The sequence below is a fragment of the Bacillota bacterium genome (genome assembly GCA_013178045.1).
Taxonomy (GTDB): domain Bacteria; phylum Bacillota; class Ch66; order Ch66; family Ch66; genus Ch66.
The window spans coordinates 290,623-305,956 of sequence record JABLXP010000001.1 but is presented as its reverse complement, the minus strand read 5'-3'; the positions used below and the strand labels follow the sequence as shown (position 1 = coordinate 305,956).

General features: G+C 54.3%; 15 protein-coding genes. All 15 read right to left on the bottom strand.

The genetic code is table 11. The features are described 5' to 3' along the window. Positions 1 to 3: 3 nt before the first annotated feature. Positions 4 to 729 (bottom strand): 1-(5-phosphoribosyl)-5-[(5-phosphoribosylamino)methylideneamino]imidazole-4-carboxamide isomerase, encoded by a 726-nt coding sequence (gene hisA, locus HPY81_01590; protein ID NPV26153.1) that lies wholly within the window; start codon positions 727 to 729, stop codon positions 4 to 6. Continuing rightward, the gene (gene hisH, locus HPY81_01585; GenBank protein NPV26152.1) at positions 707 to 1,333 is read right to left on the bottom strand and encodes an imidazole glycerol phosphate synthase subunit HisH; all 627 of its coding nucleotides are present in this window, start codon (positions 1,331 to 1,333) and stop codon (positions 707 to 709) included. The genes hisA and hisH overlap by 23 nt, the downstream gene beginning before the upstream one ends. Before the next feature lie 69 nt (positions 1,334 to 1,402). Next, positions 1,403 to 1,990, bottom strand: a complete 588-nt coding sequence (hisB, locus tag HPY81_01580) for an imidazoleglycerol-phosphate dehydratase HisB (GenBank protein ID NPV26151.1) — start codon at positions 1,988 to 1,990, stop codon at positions 1,403 to 1,405. A 16-nt stretch (positions 1,991 to 2,006) separates the two neighbouring features. After that, positions 2,007 to 3,287 (bottom strand): histidinol dehydrogenase, encoded by a 1,281-nt coding sequence (gene hisD / locus HPY81_01575; protein ID NPV26150.1) that lies wholly within the window; start codon positions 3,285 to 3,287, stop codon positions 2,007 to 2,009. Beyond that, positions 3,271 to 3,948: an ATP phosphoribosyltransferase gene (locus tag HPY81_01570; protein ID NPV26149.1), complete on the bottom strand. Its 678-nt coding sequence runs from the start codon at positions 3,946 to 3,948 to the stop codon at positions 3,271 to 3,273. The genes hisD and HPY81_01570 overlap by 17 nt, the downstream gene beginning before the upstream one ends. Positions 3,949 to 4,021: 73 nt before the next feature. Further along, the gene (gene hisZ, locus HPY81_01565; GenBank protein NPV26148.1) at positions 4,022 to 5,005 is read right to left on the bottom strand and encodes an ATP phosphoribosyltransferase regulatory subunit; all 984 of its coding nucleotides are present in this window, start codon (positions 5,003 to 5,005) and stop codon (positions 4,022 to 4,024) included. 6 nt (positions 5,006 to 5,011) lie between these two features. Then, entirely contained in the window at positions 5,012 to 5,329 is a 318-nt protein-coding gene (locus tag HPY81_01560; GenBank protein ID NPV26147.1) for a hypothetical protein, read from the bottom strand. A 241-nt stretch (positions 5,330 to 5,570) separates the two neighbouring features. Continuing rightward, a complete protein-coding gene (locus HPY81_01555; GenBank protein NPV26146.1) occupies positions 5,571 to 6,155 on the bottom strand; it encodes an HD domain-containing protein in 585 nt (194 codons plus the stop codon). Between the two features lie 126 nt (positions 6,156 to 6,281). Continuing rightward, entirely contained in the window at positions 6,282 to 7,562 is a 1,281-nt protein-coding gene (purD, locus tag HPY81_01550) for a phosphoribosylamine--glycine ligase (protein NPV26145.1), read from the bottom strand. A 26-nt stretch (positions 7,563 to 7,588) separates the two neighbouring features. Further along, positions 7,589 to 9,136, bottom strand: a complete 1,548-nt coding sequence (gene purH, locus HPY81_01545; protein NPV26144.1) for a bifunctional phosphoribosylaminoimidazolecarboxamide formyltransferase/IMP cyclohydrolase — start codon at positions 9,134 to 9,136, stop codon at positions 7,589 to 7,591. A gap of 119 nt (positions 9,137 to 9,255) precedes the next feature. After that, a complete protein-coding gene (locus HPY81_01540; GenBank protein ID NPV26143.1) occupies positions 9,256 to 9,879 on the bottom strand; it encodes a phosphoribosylglycinamide formyltransferase in 624 nt (207 codons plus the stop codon). Next, the gene (locus HPY81_01535; GenBank protein NPV26142.1) at positions 9,876 to 10,943 is read right to left on the bottom strand and encodes a phosphoribosylformylglycinamidine cyclo-ligase; all 1,068 of its coding nucleotides are present in this window, start codon (positions 10,941 to 10,943) and stop codon (positions 9,876 to 9,878) included. The genes HPY81_01540 and HPY81_01535 overlap by 4 nt, the downstream gene beginning before the upstream one ends. Positions 10,944 to 10,959: 16 nt before the next feature. Next, positions 10,960 to 12,402, bottom strand: coding sequence for an amidophosphoribosyltransferase (locus HPY81_01530; protein NPV26141.1), 1,443 nt, complete (start codon positions 12,400 to 12,402; stop codon positions 10,960 to 10,962). Continuing rightward, positions 12,402 to 14,630, bottom strand: a complete 2,229-nt coding sequence (gene purL, locus HPY81_01525) for a phosphoribosylformylglycinamidine synthase subunit PurL (protein ID NPV26140.1) — start codon at positions 14,628 to 14,630, stop codon at positions 12,402 to 12,404. The genes HPY81_01530 and purL overlap by 1 nt, the downstream gene beginning before the upstream one ends. After that, on the bottom strand, positions 14,620 to 15,330 hold the full coding sequence (purQ, locus tag HPY81_01520; protein NPV26139.1) for a phosphoribosylformylglycinamidine synthase subunit PurQ: 711 nt from the start codon (positions 15,328 to 15,330) through the stop codon (positions 14,620 to 14,622). The genes purL and purQ overlap by 11 nt, the downstream gene beginning before the upstream one ends. Positions 15,331 to 15,334: the final 4 nt, after the last annotated feature.

The following is a 15,334-nucleotide window of genomic DNA, read 5'->3' as shown; positions in this document are numbered from 1 at the left end:
CTCCTATTCCCGAGCCACGGCCAGGGCGTCCTCCAGTCGAACCGCCCCGGTATACAGGGCTTTCCCCATGACGACCCCCTCGACACCAAGCGGCTCAAGCTGCTTCAAGGCTCGAATATCGTCTAGACAGGATACTCCTCCCGAGGCGATGATTTTCATCTTGACAGCCAGGGCCAGTTCCCGCGTGCTGTCCAGGTTGGGTCCCTTCATCAGTCCATCACGTCGGGTGTCAGTAAACACCACCCGTTGAACGCCAAGGAGCTCCATTTCCTGCGCCAGTTCAACCGTGGTTTTCTCTACGGTAGATTCCCAACCCTCGATAGCGACCAGTCCATCCTTGGCATCTATCCCCACCACGATCTGTTCGCCAAATTCTTTTACTGCCTCCTCCACCAGGCGGGGTTTCACGATTGCCGCAGTCCCCAAAATAACCCGGCTCACCCCCATTTCCAGCAGCTTACTGACCGCTTTAACGGTCCGGATCCCGCCGCCCAGCTGAACAGGGATGTTGATTGAGCGCACGATCTCCTGCACCACCTCCAGGTTGCGAGGTTCCCCCGCAAAGGCTCCATCCAGGTCAACCAAATGCAGCATGGGGGCCCCAAGGGCTTCCCAGGTAACCGCCATTTCTACCGGCTGATCAGAGAAGACTGTCTCCTCACTCAACTTCCCCTGAACCAATCGCACGCATTTTCCCGCTCGCAGGTCAATAGCTGGAATTACGATCACTTTGCACCATCCCCCCAAAATTTTTTAACAACGATAGTCCCAGTCGGCTGCTTTTTTCCGGGTGGAACTGGAGCCCAAACACATTGCCTTGACTAACCACCGCCGCGATAGGCACGCCATAATCCGTGATCGCCACGATAAAATCTTGTTCTTTAGCCGGAACATAATAGGAATGGACAAAATAAAAAGCTGACGCCTGGGGAATCCCCGCGACAATCGGGTTATCCCGCTGGATGTCGAGCTGGTTCCAACCCATGTGCGGTACCTTCAATCCCGCCGGTAAGCGCTGGACAATACCGGGCAACAGGTTCAGCCCCTCGTGCCACCCATTCTCTTCACTCCCCGAAAAAAGTAACTGCATGCCCAGACAGATCCCCAGAAAGGGTTTGCCTTGTGTCACTGCTTCCAGAATGGGTTCGAGCAAACCCTCGCGCTTCAGGTTTTTCATCGCGTCACCGAAAGCCCCAACCCCGGGGAGAACCACCCCACGGGCCGAGCGAATCTCATCGGCCTCGTTAGTCACTCTGGCGGGAAACCCTAGTTTTTCAAAGGCTTTATGAACACTACGGAGGTTGCCCATCCCATAGTCAATAATCGCAATCATTGTTCTCCTCCTATGTAAGCAGAATAATCGCTATCTCAAATGGAGGTGGAAATGCGCAGTCGAAGCGAGTTAGAGCTGACCTTTGGTGGACGGGACTCCCGGCACCCGGGCGTCAAACTCACAGGCCACCCGCAAGGCCCGTCCGGCCGCCTTAAAAATCGCCTCAATAATGTGGTGGGTATTTCGACCTTCGAGCAATCGGATGTGCATCGTGATCCCCGCTTGCTCGGTAAACTTTTGCCAGAACTCTTCCACCAGTTCAGTAGCGAAAGTCCCCACCATGGCCGTCGGTAAATTAACATTATAGCTCAGATAAGCACGACCGCTGAGGTCAACGGCAACCATAGCCAGAGCGTCATCCATCGGGACCAGGGCTGACCCAAACCGCACAATTCCCCGCTTATCACCCAGCGCCTCACGGAGGGCTTTACCCAAACAGATCCCGACATCTTCCACCGTATGGTGGTCATCCACCTCCAGGTCACCGGTTGCCTGCACCTCCAGGTTAAACAGGCCGTGACGAGTAAAGGCAGCCAACAAATGATTAAGAAAGGGAACGCTGGTATTCCCACGCCACTCCCCCTGTCCATCCAGGCTCAGTGATAGGGTGATGTCAGTCTCACTGGTTTTCCGGACAATCTCCCCTCTACGAAGCATCGTGTCTCCTCCCCTTTCAACCATCAAGGCGGACGCGGACCGAGTTGGCATGGGCGTCCAGGCCCTCAATCATCGCCAGCTTAATAATCGCCGCCGCCCCCTGGCGGAAACTGGTTTCAGAATAGGCAATAATGCTGCTTTTCTTGATGAAGGTATCGACACTTAACGGTGAATAGAATCTGGCCGTTCCCCCGGTCGGTAAGACATGGTTGGGACCGGCCCAGTAGTCACCTACTGGCTCTGGGGAATACGTCCCGAGGAAGATCGCCCCGGCGTTTTTGATTCCCCCCAGGAGTTCAAATGGGCGCTCCACCAAAAGCTCCAGGTGCTCCGGGGCAAACTCGTTGGCGATCTCCACCGCCTCCGCCAGGTCAGTCGTCAAAATAATCGCCCCGTAGTCTCTAATCGCCGTTAAAGCGATATCTTGCCGACTCAGGACCGCCAGTTGCCGCTCAACCTCCACCTGGACTGCCTCAGCCAGGGCTGTGGAAGGAGTAACCAGGATGGCCGAGGCCAGCACATCGTGCTCGGCCTGGGACAGCAAATCTGCGGCCACGTAGCGGGGATTGGCCGTTCCATCAGCGATCACCAGCACCTCGCTTGGCCCCGCCAGCATATCGATATCCACTTCGCCGTAAACCAGCTTTTTCGCGATGGTGACATAGATGTTCCCAGGTCCCGCGATCTTGTCCACTTTGCGCACTGATTCGGTCCCGTAAGCCAGCGCCGCCACCGCCTGCGCTCCGCCGACCTTGTAAATCTCGGTGACCCCGGCTTCGGCCGCTGCCACCAGTATGTAAGGATTGATCCGTCCGTCGGCCTGCGGTGGAGTCGTCATCACGATCTCCCTCACCCCAGCCACCTGAGCCGGAATAGCGTTCATTAAAACCGAGGAAGGCAGCGGAGCTGTCCCTCCCGGCACATAAATCCCCACTCGAGCCAGCGGGCGACAGAGTTGCCCGAGAATTGTCCCCTGGGCATCAGGTTCCATCCACGAATTCACCTTCTGTTTCTCGTGAAATTGGCGGATATTCTCGGCTGCCTGCCGGATCGCCGTCAAAACTTCCGGCTCAACCTGGGTAGAGGCCTCTTTGATCTCTTCCTCTGTTACTCGAAAGTTCTGGGTATTAATCAGCGCCCGGTCAAACTGCCTGGTAAAAGCAAAGACCGCTTCATCCCCCTGGTCACGAACCGCTTTAAGAATCTCCTGCACACGCGCCTCGATCTCCTCAATATTGGCCACCTGTTTTTTCAGTAATCCTTTGACAGTCGGGTCTTGACTATTTAAGATACGCATTCGAATCGCTCCCTTTATTTTCGATAATCTGCTTGAACTTTTCCACCAGTGGATAGAGGCGTTGATATTTCAACCGGTAACTCACCCGATTAGCGATCAGTCGGGCCGTCGCGTGGAGGATATCTTCCAGAGGAACCAAATTGTTTTCTTTTAACGTGCGGCCGGTGGAAACAATATCAACGATCGCCTCGGACAAGCCAACACTCGGCGCCAGTTCAATATTGCCATGCAACTCAATGACTTCAACCTGGATTCCCTTTTCCCGAAAGAAGCTGGCGGCAACCCGGGGAAACTTGGTGGCTACCCGCGCGTGACTCAACCTGGCTAAATCTTTTTCTTTCGCCACCGCTGCCGGTACCGCCACCACAAACCGGCAGGCGCCGAATTTTAAATCAACCAGCTCGTAAACATCCTTGTTTTGCTCAACAATGGTGTCTTTCCCCACCACACCCAGGTCAGCCGCCCCGTATTCAACATAAGTTGGAATATCGGTCGGTCGACAAATAATGTACTTGACCTCCTGAGCCGGGTAGTCAAACACCAGTTGACGGGACTCCGCCTGTAACTCCTCCCAGGGCAGCCCGGCGTGCCGTAAAAGCTCAACGGTTGGTTCGAACAGTTTTCCCTTCGGTAAGGCGATGGTTAATTCAGTCCGGGCCATAGCTCTCTCCCTTCTGCTTTATCATATTAAAGTATTAATATAGTGCAATTCTAACATGATAAGGGAGAAGCTGTCAACCCTTGATCAGCGACAAGATCAGCCGTTCCAACCCTAAAGCAAAGCCGGTGGCCGGGCAATCGAAACCAAACTTGCCTAATAAACGGTCATACCGGCCGCCGCCGCAGAGCGGGAAGCCCAAATCAGCGGTATAACCTTCAAATACTACCCCCGTGTAATAATCAAACCCGCGCAGCACTCCCAGGTCAACACAAACCCGTTTTGTCTGTCCATAGCCATCCAGCAGTTCAAACACCCGCTCCAGGTTATCCAACGCCGCTTGTGCTCTAACATTGGTGGTGAGGTTTCTGGCCTGGGTAAACACTTCGGTTCCACCGTGAAGGTGAGGCAAGCGGAGAATAGATTCACTCTGTCGGGTGGCGACCCGGTATTCAATCAACAATTGCTCTAACCCGACCAGGTTTCGGCGAGCGATGGTTTCCTTGACCTTTTTTTTCTGTTCTGGTGATAGCCCCGTCTCTTCCATCAACCCATTGAAGACCTCGATCTGGCCCAGGCTGATTTGGAAGTCCCGTAAACCACTACTCTCTAAGGCCTCAACCGCCAGCGCAATCACCTCAGCGTCGGCCCTAGCATCCGGCTCACCGATAAATTCCACGCCGGCCTGATAAAACTCCCGCTGTCGGCCGGCTTGAGGGGCCTCGTAACGGAAGACATTGGCCAAGTAGTAAAGGCGCAGGGGCATGGGACTGTTTCTGAGACGGGTGGCCACCAGTCTGGCGATGGGGGTGGTCATATCCGGACGCAGGGCGACCAGCCGGCCCTCACGGTCAAAAAACTTGAACAACTCATCTTCCGCTTCACTACCCAGGTCCATCGCCAGGGTCTCATAATATTCAAACGTGGGAGTAATCACTTCCTCATAACCCCACCGTTCAAAAAGAGCAGCCAGATTTGCCTCCAAAGTTCGCTTCCGTTTAGCTTCCTCAGGTAGTAGATCCTTAAGGCCGGTAGGAATCGGCCACATCAGTTTATTCATCAGAAATCACTCTTTCCTTTCTAGTAAGCCTCGCTCAGACAGTCGCTGCAAGATTAGTTGATAGCCGCCCGCCCCGTAGTTAAGAAAACGCTTCACCCGACTGATAGTCGCCGTGCTGGCCCCGGTCGTTTCCGCAATCGCCGTGTAAGTACAGTTGGCATAGAGCATTTTCGCGACTTCTAAACGTTGAGCCAGGGCCTGAATTTCACCCACCGTACATAAGTCCTCAAAAAATCTATAGCACTCCTCTTCATTTTCCAAAAGCAGAATCGCCTCAAAAAGCTTATCCACAAAAGGGTGCCGTATTTTCGTCTCGAAAGCCATAGCCCATACCCTCCACTTTAGTATATCACCGTTTGAAACTAATCTAACTATAGCAAGCTTGCTCTGGTAATGCAAGCCCAATACAAGATTAACTTACCAAACAAAAGACCGGTGTATCAAGCACCGGCCGAAATCAGGCGGTCAAATAGGTCTTTCACCATATTGACCTCCCGCAATGGCTGTTTTGCCAACAGTATTGCCTAAAATTACAACGGTCATAAACGTGGTTTATCCTATAAAATTATAACAGCTTGGCGTCGTTGATGATCAATTCAAACTGACACTGCAGAGCAGCCGCCGCCCGGCGGCACATGATCATTTTCGCCAGAAAAATTTCAAAGTACTCCATGACCGAACAGATCTGCGGGTCAATAATCAATTTCATGGTGATTACGCGTTGCTCGGGATTGACATCCAGTAAGGATTGCCTAGCCGCGTAATTCACCCGGTCACGTCGCGTGAACTGCGCCAAATCCGTTTTGCGCACACGCGTGTGATGAACATCAGATTTGTCCGCCAGAATTACCGCTGCTCCGACCGGAGTAACTGGGTGCCCCCCTGCTTTCTCTTCGTGATTACCGATCGCGGACATCACTACCGCTAGTTCCTCGGGTGGCATCCCCATCTCCCGCAATAAGTTGTAAGCAAAAATCGCTCCAGTCAGCCCGTGACCGTAGCGGTTGGCCATATTGCCCAGGTCATGTAAAAATCCAGCGATGGCCGCCAGTTCAGCCTCTCGCGTCGGATAGCCAAGCGTCTGTAGAATTTTCCGGCTGAGGTCAGCCACCAGGTCGGCGTGGCGCTGGTTGTGTTCGATGGCCCCCATTTTACCCAGATACTCATTGACATGATCCAGATAGGTAATAATTTTGGGGTTATTCTTCAGGTCTTCTAAAGCAATCAAGGTCTCACCTCATTACTTCTCACTGGATTAGTTATCCGCTCGTGCATCCTAACGCCGTTGTAAAGCCCGGTAGCCGATGTCTCGGCGGTAATGCATATCTGCAAACTTAATCTGCTCGACCGCGGCGTAGGCCCGATCAATTGCGGTTTGAATGGTGTCCCCCAAAGCCGTTACCCCGAGGACTCGGCCGCCGTTGGTAACAATCCGCCCGTCTCGCCTCGTCGTCCCAGCATGGAAAACCAGCACCTCTTGGGTAAGCCGATCCAACCCCTCAATGACCATTCCTTTCTGGTAACTACCCGGGTAACCCCCCGCCGCCAGGACCACACAAACAGCCGTCTGCGGATACCATTCGATCTTAAGCTGTTCAAGCCGCTGATCCAGGATTGCCTCAATAATGTCCACCAGGTCAGTCTTCAAGCGCGGCAACACCACCTGGGTTTCGGGATCGCCAAAACGGGCGTTAAATTCTAAAACCTTCGGGCCATTGGCCGTAATCATTAAACCCGCATACAAAACTCCACGGTATTCTCGCCTTTCGGTGCGCATCGCCGCCACAGTCGGCTCCAGGATCTGTTTCACTACCTGCTGGGCCACACCCGGGTTATAGACTGGAGCTGGTGAATATGCCCCCATCCCCCCGGTATTCGGTCCCCGGTCCCCATCAAAGACCCGTTTATGGTCTTGCGCCGAAACCATCGGGACCACCGTCTGCCCATCCGTGAAAGCCAGAATGCTAACCTCTTCGCCCTCAAGGTATTCTTCGATCACGACCTGATTCCCGGCCTCACCGAAGGCCCGGTTCTCCATGATTTCTTTAACTGCCGCCAACGCCGTCTCTTCATCCATAGCCACTACGACACCTTTACCCGCCGCCAGCCCATCGGCTTTGACCACACAGGGAGCTCCTTGTTCTTGAATATAGGCATACGCTGCTTCAGCCGTACTAAACGTAGCGTGCCTGGCCGTTGGGATACCGTACTTGACCATGATCTCCTTGGCCAGGGCTTTGCTGCCCTCAAGAAGCGCTGCTTTTTGGCTAGGGCCAAAGATACGCCGACCGGCTTGCTCAAACGTATCAACGATTCCCGCCACCAGTGGGGCCTCTGGACCAACCACGGTCAGGTCAATACTCGCCTGCTCGGCAAAATGCAACAGACCCTGAATGTCTTCGGCAGCGATGGTAACACAGTCGGCTAATTGAGCAATACCCGCGTTTCCCGGGGCACAGTAAATTTTTTTGACCCGTGGGCTCTGCTTGAGTTTCCACACCAGAGCGTGTTCACGACCACCACCGCCGACCACGAGTACGTTTAGCTTCTCCTCCACGCTACCACCCCTTTGTATTATGTCAATTAATGTTTGAAGTGGCGCATCCCGGTAAACACCATGGCGATCCCGTGTTCATTGGCCGCCTGGATACACTCGGCATCACGGATTGAGCCCCCGGGTTGAATAATCGCCGTGATGCCGGCCTTGGCCGCCTCATCTACGGTATCACGGAAGGGAAAAAAGGCATCAGAAGCCAGCACCGCGCCCCGGGCCTTCTCCCCGGCCTGCTCCAAAGCGATCTTGGCCGCACCGACCCGATTCATCTGACCCGCACCGACACCCAAGGTTTGCCCCCCGGTGCCAACCACGATGGCGTTTGATTTGACGTGCTTGACCACTTGCCAAGTAAAACGGAGATCCTCCCACTCCCGTTCAGTCGGCTGACGGTCAGTAACCACCTTAAGTTCAACATCGTCCAGGCTACCCTCATCAACATCCTGGACAACAAAGCCCCCCTGGACAGTCTTCACCTGCCAGCAGCTTCCTTGCTTCGTCCGTATCGGTTCAACGGCCAGGACGCGCAGGTTTTGCTTTTTCTGTAAGATTGCCAAGGCTTCATGATCATAAGCCGGGGCAATGACCGCTTCTAAGAAGATCTTGGCCATTTCCTCCGCCGTCAGCCGGTCCACCGGGCGATTGAGGGCCACGATCCCCCCATAGGCTGACAGAGGATCGGCCGCATAAGCCTTGCGGTATGCCTCGGCCAGATCGGCACCAATCGCCGTACCGCAGGGGTTGGTGTGTTTAATGATCACCGCGGCGGGCTCGTCAAACTCACTAACGATCGCCCAAGCCGATTCCAGGTCAACAATATTGTTGTACGACAACTCTTTCCCATTGAGCTGTTTGGCGTTCGCCAGGCCGCCCTGAACACCGGCCAGCCGGTAAAAGGCCGCTCTCTGGTGAGGATTCTCTCCATAGCGGAGGTCTTGAATCTTTTCGCCCACCAGCACCAACTGCTCCGGGAAGACAGCTGGCTTGTCCGCTTGATTTAGCCCTTGTAGAAAGGCCGCGATCAACCGGTCATATTCGGCCGTGTGCGCGAACGCCTCAGCTGCCAGTTGCTGACGCAGGTCCGGGCTGACGTTGCCAGTCTCCATCAGCTGTTTTAAAACCTCTTCATACCGCTCGGGATTAACAAGAACAATGACATCCTGGTAGTTCTTGGCGGCCGAACGAACCATGGATGGTCCGCCGATGTCAATGTTTTCAATCGCTTCCTCTAGGGTTACACCAGGTTTACTGATGGTTTCCCGGAAAGGATACAGGTTAACCGCTACCAGATCGATTGGGGTAATGGCATGTTCATCTAATTGGTTCAGGTGCTCTGGAATCCGTCGGGCCAGAATCCCACCGTGAATCTTGGGATGGAGTGTCTTCACCCGCCCGTCCAGGATTTCCGGAAAACCCGTTACCTGGGAAACCGGTGTTACCGGCACCCCAGCCGCTTGTAAGTATTGAGCCGTCCCACCCGTGGAGACGATCTCAAATTCCAGGTCAACCAGGGACTTCGCCAGTTCAACGATCCCAGTTTTGTTGGAAACACTGATTAGTGCTCGCCTTTTTTTCATCGGTTGTCACCTCTTATTATATTTTTATTTTGACATAAGGGTAGCTAAATCAAGCTTAATTCTTCATCAAAGTTCAATTTACATTTTAAAAAAGTATCGAGTTTGTTGCATTATGTAAACTAATGTCCATGCTTATCTCGGATCAGCACCCGCCGGCCCTTGACTTCCAACCGGCCTTCGACAATCAGCTGAATCGCCGCTGGATAAATGCGGTGCTCCTGCACAAGGATCCGTTCGGCCAGGGTCTCCTCCGTGTCGTCGGGAAGCACCGGGACTACCGCCTGACTGATGATGGGCCCACTGTCCACCCCTTCGTCAACGAAATGCACGGTGCACCCGCTGAAACGCACCCCGTACTCGAGGGCCTGCCGCTGGGCATGCAGCCCAGGGAAAGACGGTAAAAGGGCCGGGTGGATATTTACGATCCGGTTTGGAAAGCGGCGAATGAATTCAGCCCCAAGAATGCGCATATATCCAGCCAGAACAATGAGGTCTACTTGGTACTCGATGCAACAGTCTGCCACCGCCTGTTCATATGCGGCCTTGTCTGAAAAGTCCTTGGGATTGATATGGACAGCGGGGATATGCTTGGCCCTGGCTCGCTCTAAAGCCGGCGCCTCCCCGCGGTCACTGATCACAACCGCTACCTGGGCCTGCAGCCGCCCATCCTCGATCGCATCCAGGATCGCCTGAAGATTCGAACCACGCCCGGAAGCCAGGACAGCCAGTCGAAACTTGCTCATTCTCCCGCCTCCTTCGCGTGTTCATCCGTCCAGACCACTCGGCCATCGCCTGGGATAATTTCGCCAATCCGGTAAACAGGTTCATTATTAGCCTGGAGGAGGTTGGTTATACCAGCCACGTCAGCGGCCGATACCACCAGGCATAGGCCCACCCCCATATTAAAGGTGCGGAACATTTCCGCCTCGCTGATATTGCCGAGTTTTTGCAACAGCTTAAAAATTGGTAAGACCGGCCAACTATTGCGGTAGAGCAAAGCACTTGTGCCGGCCGGCAGGATCCGGGGGACGTTTTCCACCAGCCCGCCCCCGGTAATGTGGGCCATTCCTTTCACCTGATACTGTTCCAGGATTTTTAACACCAACTTGACATAAATCCGTGTTGGAGTCAGAAGTTCCTCCTCGACGGTTTTTCCTAGTTCCGGCACCATGTCACTAAGCTGGTAACCCCCAACCTCAAACAAAACCTTGCGGGCCAAGGAATATCCGTTGCTGTGGAGGCCAGTCGAAGGCAGGGCTAGAATCTGGTCGCCCGCTACAATGCTGGCACCGGTAATCAACCTTGACTTTTCGACCACACCTACCGCGAAGCCGGCCAAGTCGTATTCGTCTTCTCCGTAAAAGCCGGGCATCTCGGCTGTTTCTCCACCGATCAGGGCACAGCCCGCCTGCCGACAGCCCTCGGCCACCCCCTGGACAATCGTCGCCGCTTTAGCCGGCACCAGTTTTCCCACCGCCAAATAATCTAGAAAAAACAGGGGTTCGGCCCCGTGCACCAGGATATCATTCACGCACATGGCTACGGCATCAATCCCAATGGTATCGTGCCGGTCGGCCATCATGGCCACGCGCAGTTTCGTCCCCACACCATCCGTTCCCGACACCAGTACTGGTTCACGGTACTTCACCACGTTAAGGGCAAATAAACCGCCAAACCCGCCAATTTCGGTAAGCACTTCAGGCCGCCACGTCCGTCGGACGCTTTCTTTAATCAGGTTTACGGTTTCGCTGCCGGCCGTAATATCCACACCCGCGTCTCGATAGGTCAATTCCTTCGCGCCGCTCATTGCTTCTCATCTCCTCTTAACCCTCAAGACTAAACTTGCCCGCCGCTACCTGAGACGGAATCTCAATCGGGTAATTTCCGCTGAAGCAGGCCGTACAAAACATTTCTTCATTCCCGGGGAAACAACCCAACAGTCCCTCCAGGCTGAGGTAGGTCAGGCTATCCGCCCCAATATACTTCTCGATTTCGGCCAGGCTCATCTTGGCCGCAATCAGTTCTTCCCGTTCGGAGGTGTCAATCCCATAAAAACAGGGGTGCAGAATCGGGGGTGAGCTCACCAGCATATGCACTTCAGCCGCCCCCGCCTCACGCAGCATACGGACAATTTTTTTCGAAGTCGTCCCACGCACGATTGAATCATCCACCATGATTACTCGTTTGTCCTTCAAGGCTTCCTGAATCGGGTTAAGTTTCAGGCGAACACCGAGATCGCGGGTCTTTTGGGCAGGCTGAATAAACGTGCGACCGATGTAGCGGTTCTTCATCAACCCCTCTTCATAAGGAATCCCTGCCTCTTCGGCATAACCCAACGCCGCCGCCGTACCGGAATCGGGAACAGAGATTACGATATCGGCCTCAATCTTTTTCTCACGCGCCAGTTGTCTTCCCATCGCCCGCCGCGCCCGGTTCACGTTGTATCCGTCGATGTTGCTGTCTGGCCGGGCAAAGTAGATGTATTCAAAGATACAGGTCGCTCGGTGAGTAGCCGGTAAAATCTTCAGGGAGGTCAAGCCCCGTTCATCAATAACCACAATCTCCCCGGGGTCGAGGTCCCGGATAAACTCTGCCCCAACCGTATCCAAGGCACAGGATTCTGAGGCCAGGATATAGGCGTCACCCAGCCGGCCCAGGCACAGTGGCCGCACCCCGAAGGGATCCCGGACACCTAACAGCTTGTTTTCCGTCATCAATACCAGCGAGTAGGCCCCTTTGATGTCGATCATGCATTTCAGCAGGGCATCCTCAACACTGTCCTGGGAATACCGGGCAATCAGGTTGACAATAACTTCACTATCAGTTGTTGATTGAAAAACAGAACCCAAAGTTGCCAGCCGGTGCCGAAGCTGAGTGGCATTGGTCAAATTGCCATTATGGGCGAGGGCCATCATCCCCTGGAGGTAACGAAACACCAGGGGTTGCGCGTTGACAAGTAGACTCGAGCCCGTCGTCGAGTAGCGCACGTGGCCGATAGCCACGTGCCCACGCAAAGCGCTCAGTTTCTGTTCGTCAAAAACCTCAGCCACCAGGCCCATGGCTTTAGTGACTTCGATCCCTTTCCCATTCGAGATGGCGATCCCGGCGCTTTCCTGGCCCCGATGTTGAAGGGCGTAGAGGCCGTAATAGGTCAGTCTGGCCACGTCTGACACGACATCCTCATTCACTGGGAAGCCTCTGACCTTGGCCTCCTTAACCGGTACATAGATGCCAAACAAACCGCACTCTTCTTTTGGCTTATCCATTAATTCCCTTTCATCAAACACGGAATTGCCCCCCGCCAAATTTCTTCGATTTCTTTGACCGGTACATCAATTAAGGATTGCGCCATGAAGTTTTCTTGTTTGGTTTTTTTCGTTATCTTTAAGTTAGGGCCACCGACCCGACCCAGAACAGTCACTGGAACCACAAATTCTTCGGCAGCCTCCAGTACCAGCGGTACCCGTTCAGGTGCAACCGAAATCACAATTTGCGAGGGTGTTTCGCCGAACAAATAGTGGTCAGCGCGTAGTTCACTGGTGAATTCAATCTCGGCACCAATTTGCCCGCTGATGCATGATTCCGCTAACGTCACCGCTAATCCACCTTCCGAACAATCATGGGCCGACTTAACCCAACCCTCTTCAATCAGCATGAGGCAACAAGTCTGGACCGCGCGCTCCAGATCCAAGTCAAGCTCAGGCACTGGACCTGCTTCCTGCCCATGCACCACGGCCAGGTACTCGCTCCCGCCAATTTCCCCTTTATTATTACCCAATAGAAGGATCACGTCCCCTTCTTGCTTAAAGCCCTGCGTACACCGCCGGTTAATGTTGGTCAACAGGCCAACCATACCCACGACTGGGGTCGGGTAAATCGCTTCTCCTTTAGTTTCATTATAGAAGCTAACATTACCGCTGATGACCGGCGTATTTAGAGCCCGGCAGGCCTCGCTCATCCCCAAGACAGCCTGACGGAACTGCCAGAAGATCTCAGGTTTCTCCGGGTTACCAAAGTTGAGGCAGTCAGTGATCGCCAGTGGTCTTGCTCCAGTGCAAACCAAGTTGCGCGCTGCTTCCGCCACCGCTAGCGCACCGCCGCGGAAGGGATCCAGGTAGCAGAACCGGCTGTTGCCGTCAGTCTTTAATGCTAATCCTTTTTGGGTTCCTTTCACCCGTAAAACAGCCGCATCTGCCGCACCAGGGACAACAACGGTGTTTACCCCGACCATGTGGTCGTACTGCTGGTAAACCAGTTCTTTGCTGGCAATATTCGGCGAAGCCAGCAGTTGGCGTAAGACCGCCACGTAGTCTGCCGGTTCAGGAACGGTACTGAGATCAAATTCCTTTAAGCGCTGATAGTAAGCCGGCTCCTTTTCCTCCCGGTAATACACCGGACATTCATCGGTCAGGGCTTTCGCGGGAATCTCGGCCACAATCTCATCGCCGTCTTTGATCCGCATTATCCCGTCATCAGTTACCCAGCCGACAACCACCGCCTCCAAGCCCCACTTGGCGAAAATCTTTTGGACTTCTTCCTCTTTTCCCTTCTTCGGCACGACCAGCATCCGTTCCTGCGATTCTGATAACATAACCTCGTACGGGGTCATGCCTTCTTCCCGCCGGGGAACCAATGAGACATCGATCACCATCCCGCTGTTGCCGCGGCTCGCCATCTCACAAGATGAACTGGTCAGCCCGGCCGCACCCATGTCCTGCATCCCCACGACCAGGCCGGCCTGAATCAGCTCCAGGCAAGCTTCGAGCAGCAACTTCTCCATAAAGGGGTCGCCTACCTGAACCGCCGGGCGCTTTTCTTCGGAAGCTTCATTTAGCTCTTCTGAGGCAAAAGTGGCCCCGTGGATACCATCCCGGCCGGTCCGCGCTCCCACCACCATCACCGGGTTGCCAACCCCGGCGGCTACACCCTTAGCAATATTTTTCTGGTCAATCAGCCCAACACACATGGCATTGACCAGCGGATTATCCTCATAACTCGGGTGAAAATAGACCTCACCCGCCACGGTGGGAATTCCGATACAATTACCGTACGAGCTGATTCCACCGACTACTCCACTAAAAAGATATTTGACCCGGGGCTTTGTCAGCTCACCAAACCGGAGAGAATCTAGCAAAGCGATCGGACGCGCCCCCATGGTGAAAATATCGCGCACGATCCCGCCAACCCCAGTAGCTGCCCCCTGGAAGGGTTCAACTGCCGAAGGGTGATTGTGGCTCTCAATCTTGAAGACCACCGCCTGACCGTCACCGATATCAACGATACCTGCGTTTTCCCCCGGCCCCTGCAAGACCTGGGGACCGCTGGTTGGAAAGAGTTTCAACACGGGACGGGAATTCTTGTAGCCACAGTGTTCAGACCACATGACCGCAAACATACCGGTTTCCACGTAGTTCGGTTCCCGGCCTAAAAGCTCTTTGATTCGCTCGTACTCCCAGTCAGTCAGTCCCATTTCCCGCCAGACCTTACTTTCCATCGAAGCCACCACTTTCCCACCATTTCAACAGGGAAACAAAAATGAGGCGTCCATCCTCGCTGCCTAAAATCGCCTCCGCACAGCGCTCCGGGTGCGGCATCATCCCCAGGACATTCCGCCCCCGATTGCAGATTCCCGCGATGTTATTCAGTGAACCGTTCGGGTTGGCCTCAGGAATGATCTCCCCAACTGGCGTGCAGTAGCGGAAAACAACCTGGCCGTTGGCCTCGATCTCCGCCAGCGTCTTGGCATCGGCAAAGAAATTCCCATCCCCGTGCGCGATCGGAATTCGGAGCACCTGTCCCGGCTGGCACTGATTGGTGAAGGGGGTCGTGTTGTCCTCCACCCGCAGGTAGGTTGGGTGGCAGCGAAACTGGAGGCTGTCATTGCGCAGCATGGCACCTGGCAATAACCCCGCCTCCATGAGAATCTGAAATCCATTGCAAATCCCGATCACCAGACCACCCCGCTCGACAAATTCTTGAATGGCTCCCATGACTGGCGAAAACCGGGCGATCGCCCCAACCCGGAGATAATCCCCATAGGAAAATCCCCCCGGCAGAATCAGACAATCGAAGCCAGCTACTGAACTGTTTTGGTGCCAGACGTACTCAACCGGCTGTTGCAGCACCTCTTTCACCACGTGGTAACAGTCCGCATCACAGTTGGAGCCGGGAAAAACCACTACCCCAAATTTCATTCAG